This is a genomic window from Desulfobaculum sp. (genome assembly GCF_054921475.1).
In genome coordinates, this window is sequence record NZ_JBUDSW010000257.1 from 1 (window position 1) to 5,141 (window position 5,141).

The window sequence follows — 5,141 nt, forward strand, 5'->3', positions numbered from 1 at the left end:
CCCTCTGTTGCCCATAATGAAAACGCCCCGCAGGATGACGGGGCGTTTTAAGTGAAAACAAGGCACTTGGGGTCGCGCGTTCTACATTTGCCTGCCAAGCGCCTTGAGGAGGCTTTGGGCTATTTCGTCTGGCAGAGTGTGGTCGGTAAGGGTGACCACGTCAGGGTCGCTGAGCTGTTTGGTCTTCAGCTCCGGGAGCTCCGGCATGAACAGCGTCCGCTCCGGCAGGTTCTGAATAGGGGGGAGGGCGGTGCGTTCTGCGCGGTTGAGAACCAGGACTTGATTGGTCAGGCCCAGTTCGCGGCCAAGCTTGGCAACGTCCGCGGCAGTATCCAGGCCGCGCCGGCTTGGCTCTGAGACCACGACAAGCCCGTCGGCTGAGGCGACAGTGCCGCGCCCAAGGTGCTCCACTCCGGCTTCAAGGTCCACAAGGACCCATTCGTCCCGTTCGATAATCAGATTGGCGAGCAGGGCTTTGAGCAATGCGTTTGCTTCACACGCGCATCCGCCGCCAGCGCCAGTTACCGACCCCATCACCAACAGCCGCTTTCTGCCCGGGGTGACGCCATTTTGTGGCGCCTGACCAAGCGGAACGTCCACGGAGACAGATTCCGGCAGGTCGCTGACATCGGGGTTAAGGTGGAGCATCCCGGAGCCTATGCGTTCCCGGATGAGGTCGTCGCGCCTGATGAGGGGCTCGGGAAGAGCCTCCCGGGCAAGGCCCGAGGCTTGCCCAAGCGAGAGTGCTGTGTCCGCATCCACAAGCCAGACGTCCTTTCCCTGTGCGGCAAGATAGTCCGCGACCCATGCGGTCAGCGTGGTCTTGCCCACGCCGCCTTTTCCGGCGAATGCAAGTTTCATGACCGCGCTCTCCTTGCTATTCCGACAAGCCGAGCTTGGTTCGTCTGTCCTTGATGCGCGCATCCAGCAGGTCGGCGGCTTTGATTGGGTCAGGTTCCACATGAAATGCCGCGCCCACGATGTCCTGTAAGCCGTTCAGGGCGAGGTCGGTTACGGTCTCGCTGCCGAGGATGTTGGGCGGAAGGCCAAGGTGCGTTTGGATGCCTGAGGCCACGGCATAGAGGCCGATGGCCGCCGCCTTTTCGGAGTACCATTCCGGCGAGGAAGCCCCCACGGGCAGGTCGCTGATGTCAACGCCGAGTTCCTTGGCGATGAGGCCGCACAGGTGCAGGATGCGGGAGTTGTCCACACAGCTTCCAAGGTGCAGAACGGGCGGGATGCCGAGGGCTTCACATACGCCTTTGAGACCGCTGCCTGCCATGGACGCGGCTTCAGGCACCAGCAGTCCGGCCTTGCCCGCCGCGGTCGTCACACAGCCGGTGGCCAGCACAAGGATGTCTCGCTTGATGAGTTCCTTGGCCAGCCCCACATTGGCGCTGTCCTGCCTGATTTTGGGGTTGTTGCAGCCGACAATGCCGACAACGCCGCGAATTGCGCCGCTCTTTATTGCGTCGAGTAGCGGGGTGAGTGTGCCGCCAAGGGCTTCGAGAATGGCCTCGTTGGAGAATCCCGTCATAATCTCTACCGGTTCTACAGGAATCTCGACGCGGGCCGGATCGCGTTCGGCATAGGCGTCCACGGCCATGGCAACGATTTCCAGCGCCTTTTGCATGGCGTTTTCCGGGTGGATGTCAAAGTGGGTGGCGCCGGTGAACTTGGCCTTGCCTGCGGTGGTGATGAAACGGGTGTGGTAGCAGCCGGAAATCTGGACAAGGCTGGGCATGATGCACTGGTAATCGACCACCACGGCTTCTACTGCGCCGGTGACGATGGCCAGCTCGGTCATCAGGTGATTGCCGGCCATGGGGATGCCTTGGCGCATAAGCAGTTCGTTGCCCGTACAGCACAGTCCGCCAACGTTGATGCCGGTGGCACCGAGGTTTTTGGCGCGTTCAATCATCTCGGGATTGCGGGCTGCGGCGAGGATCATTTCCGAAACCACAGGGTTGTGGCCGTGGACGAGAATGTTGACCTGATCCTCCTTGAGGACGCCAAGGTTGGCCTTGGAGCGCTTGGGCGTAGGGGTGCCGAAGATGACGTCGGAGAGTTCTGTGCCAATCATGGAGCCTGCCCAGCCATCGGAGAGGGCCGTGCGCGCGGCGTGCAGCATGGTGTTGGGGGCGTCGTTGTCGCAGCCCATGTGCGTGCGGTGCATCATTTCGGCGATTTCCCGGTCTACACCGCGTGGGGTTATGCCGATGTTCTCCCAAAGGTCGCGGCGCTGCTTTGGCGCGCGGGTCAAAAAGCCTACGGCCTTGCGGCGGCTCCCGAAGTCGCTGTAGCAGGCATCCACCATGTCCGAGGCGACATCCAGAACCGCGCGGCCTTCCGTGTCGATGCCCAGTTCTTCGGCAAGGCGCCGCAGCTTGGCTTCATCGCGGATTTCATAGTCTTTGGTGGTGCTTTCCACAATGGCTTCAAGCACCTCGATAAGATCGCGGCCATGGTCAGAGTGGCCTGCTGAGCCGCCCGCTACAAAACGCCCAAAGTTGCGGGCGACGATGACGTCGGCATCCGCGCCGCAGACGCCGCGCTGCATTTTGCCATTTTTCTTGGGGCTGATGCGGCAGGGGCCCATGACGCAGTTGCGGCAGGTGGTACCCAGTTCACAGAATTTACAGTGTGGAGTCTGCTCCTGCAGACGGTCATGCGCAGTTTCCACACCGTCCCGCCGGGCCTTTTCCAGCATCTTTTGGGCGTCTTCCCAAATGGACAGTTCTTCAACGGGCCTTGGTTCCTTTCCCATGCATGTCTCCTTTTTGTATATATTTTAGAGGATTGATAGGGAGGATAGTCCCAACGGACGCTGCGTCTGTCTCATATCCGACAAATCAGAGCTAAAGCGTATGAAATGCGCTCAGTGGTTTGCGATCTCACGTACACGGTCCATTTGTAGAACATGATAGACGCCGCGTCCTTGTTTTTCGAGAACTCCGGTGCGGATCATGTCGTTAAGCAGGGTGGATACGGTTTGCCGTGTGGCCCCGAGCATCTTGGCGAGTTCTTCTACGGTGAGGTTGAGGCGAACAACAGGCTTCCCGGTTGTGGCAAGGCTGGCCTCGGCTTCGTGTATGAGGAGCGCCGCGAGGCGCTGGCTGCTGTCCTGAAAGACAAGTCCATCAATGATGGAGAAGGCGTTTTTGAGCAGAACTCCAAGCACCCGGACCATGTTGGAGGAAAAACCGGGTAGTGCGGCCATACGTTTCCGGAATTCATCGGTTCCGGTGACGAGAATTTCCGTAGGAGTCATGGTCTGTACGTAGGCCCGGGTGTGCGTCGCGTAGATGTCGCCGCGTTCCAGAATGGCAACGGTGAACTCCTTGTCTTCGTAGGCAAGGTAAATGCGAACTCTGCCGGACTTGACCACAAAGACAAGGTCTTCATCGGCTCCCGGGATAAAAATACTGCTTCCCGCGGCGAATCGGCGGGCGTGGAACGAACGGCGCAAGGGCTCGTTTTCTGGTCGGTCTAATTCATCAACAATGTCGAGGTCTGAAAAACGCATGAACCCTCCGGCAATAATAGAAACCCCTTTTTAGCAGGGAGCGTACCACGGCTCTGTCGCATAGGCGACATTTCGTTTGCTTTGCAAAAAGGCGAGGTGGACAAGTTGGTACGCTGGTTTTGGAAGCAGCAGGCGTCGAACGACGCGAAGAATACTCTTGTCGTTGACGCAATGATGAGTCTATCTCTCACGTTAGTTTTTGGGCATTTACGAAACATTGGAAAGCAAAGTCATAAAGGAGAAACATAATGACACCTGAGAATGTAGTGACGCATAAGGATTTTGCAGCGTTCGTTTTTCATATGGCAAAAGAGTCTGCCAAAGAGGATTGTGATTGGGAAAATGTAACTTTGCCTGATTTTCTTGAAGCGTTGGCAGCAGCGACTGATGCTGCTGAGACTCCGTGTTATGAAATTATTGGTGTTGATGTGAAGACACTTTCTAAATGGCGTATATTGGCTGATGCCCTTTGGACAGCAACTATTTATGAGTAGTTCTGTCGATAGTTCCGGGCACTGCTACTCTCTGATCAGTATTGTTTGTCATCTTAAATCCGCTAAACTGAGGCGAGTTGCATTTCAGGACACCGTCCTCAAGGGACAACACATGGCTTTCGAGTTCTTAACTCCAAATCCAAAGAAAACTGGGAAAATGTAGAGCAATGCTAGGGATACTCTTTATCTTTATTGGAAATGAATGATGAAAATTGAATTTGAATACACCGGTCAGGAATGGGATTGCGATTCGACACTAAAGGTAATTGTAAGTGATAAAGTCCAATTGTTTGCCAACAAAGAGGCACTTGAATCCTTGGCAAAGCTCTGTCTCCTGTATTCTCAGGATGAAACGTATGTGGGGCGTCATGTACATCTAGACGATATGGTGTGTGAAGACGGTTCCCATGAACTTGTGATTTCCAAGGGGGGATTTAAAATATGAAATATGTTTTTGATATGTCTAAATGTGTAGTTGATGCTGGGAAAGTAGAGATTTATGTGCAAGGCGCTGGAAGTGCCGTCTTGGCTGCAGACTCAGAGGGATTTCTGGCTATAGCTAAGGCTCTCTTGAGATGTGCAATGGATGACTTCAAGCCTGGCGATTCATTGTCTCTTGACGAGGAGGCTGGAGTTAAAGGAGGAGTCAATTTCGTCATCACGCGCATATAAGTTGACCTGCTATGATTCTCGGACAATAAGGAGTTGAGTTCTGCAACGTTCTGGGGCGTCTTTTGCATCTTCTCTTCATTGAGACATATTCACATCGTCATTTCCTGCTCTGCTGTCACATTCACAGTGCATCCGTGTGGTGACTCTCCTCACCCCTTACACACCAAATGGTCCGAACAAACGGGACCACTCCTGCATCATAAGGAGGTTGGGGTGCGTGGTGGAGTGATGATTGGGGTATGGTTATAGTTCATAATCTCAAAAAAAGAGATAAAGGAACTGCTTTTAGACTTAAAAGAAGAAAGGGTTACTACGATGAGATTGAGTGAATGTGAGTTTGTTAAAGAAAAAGATATTGAAAGTTTTTTATTGTGTAAGGTTGTCCTTTCTGAAACGGAAGTGAGATTGTTGACCCAAACATTTAACGAGGTGATAAATGGATTGTATAA

The 5,141-nt window shown here is 54.4% G+C and carries 6 protein-coding genes; 3 read left to right on the forward strand and 3 right to left on the reverse strand.

Features of this window, described 5'->3' with window-relative positions:
- Positions 1-81: 81 nt before the first annotated feature.
- The 3 genes from ACY69P_RS14005 to ACY69P_RS14015 form a co-directional block, all read right to left on the reverse strand.
- Positions 82-861, reverse strand: coding sequence for an ATP-binding protein (locus ACY69P_RS14005; RefSeq protein ID WP_462327918.1), 780 nt, complete (start codon positions 859-861; stop codon positions 82-84).
- 16 nt (positions 862-877) lie between these two features.
- On the reverse strand, positions 878-2,767 hold the full coding sequence (cooS, locus tag ACY69P_RS14010) for an anaerobic carbon-monoxide dehydrogenase catalytic subunit (RefSeq protein WP_462327919.1): 1,890 nt from the start codon (positions 2,765-2,767) through the stop codon (positions 878-880).
- A 111-nt stretch (positions 2,768-2,878) separates the two neighbouring features.
- Positions 2,879-3,526, reverse strand: coding sequence for a Crp/Fnr family transcriptional regulator (locus ACY69P_RS14015; protein WP_462327920.1), 648 nt, complete (start codon positions 3,524-3,526; stop codon positions 2,879-2,881).
- 248 nt (positions 3,527-3,774) lie between these two features.
- Between ACY69P_RS14015 and ACY69P_RS14020 the strand changes: the two genes are divergently transcribed.
- The 3 genes from ACY69P_RS14020 (at position 3,775) to ACY69P_RS14030 (ending at position 4,692) form a co-directional block, all read left to right on the forward strand.
- Positions 3,775-4,020, forward strand: a complete 246-nt coding sequence (locus ACY69P_RS14020; RefSeq protein ID WP_462327921.1) for a DUF7660 family protein — start codon at positions 3,775-3,777, stop codon at positions 4,018-4,020.
- A 202-nt stretch (positions 4,021-4,222) separates the two neighbouring features.
- Positions 4,223-4,465 carry an Imm32 family immunity protein gene (locus tag ACY69P_RS14025; protein ID WP_462327922.1) on the forward strand — a complete coding sequence of 81 codons (243 nt, stop codon included), beginning with the start codon at positions 4,223-4,225 and terminating at the stop codon, positions 4,463-4,465.
- On the forward strand, positions 4,462-4,692 hold the full coding sequence (locus ACY69P_RS14030; protein WP_462327923.1) for a hypothetical protein: 231 nt from the start codon (positions 4,462-4,464) through the stop codon (positions 4,690-4,692). The genes ACY69P_RS14025 and ACY69P_RS14030 overlap by 4 nt, the downstream gene beginning before the upstream one ends.
- Positions 4,693-5,141 lie beyond the last annotated feature (449 nt).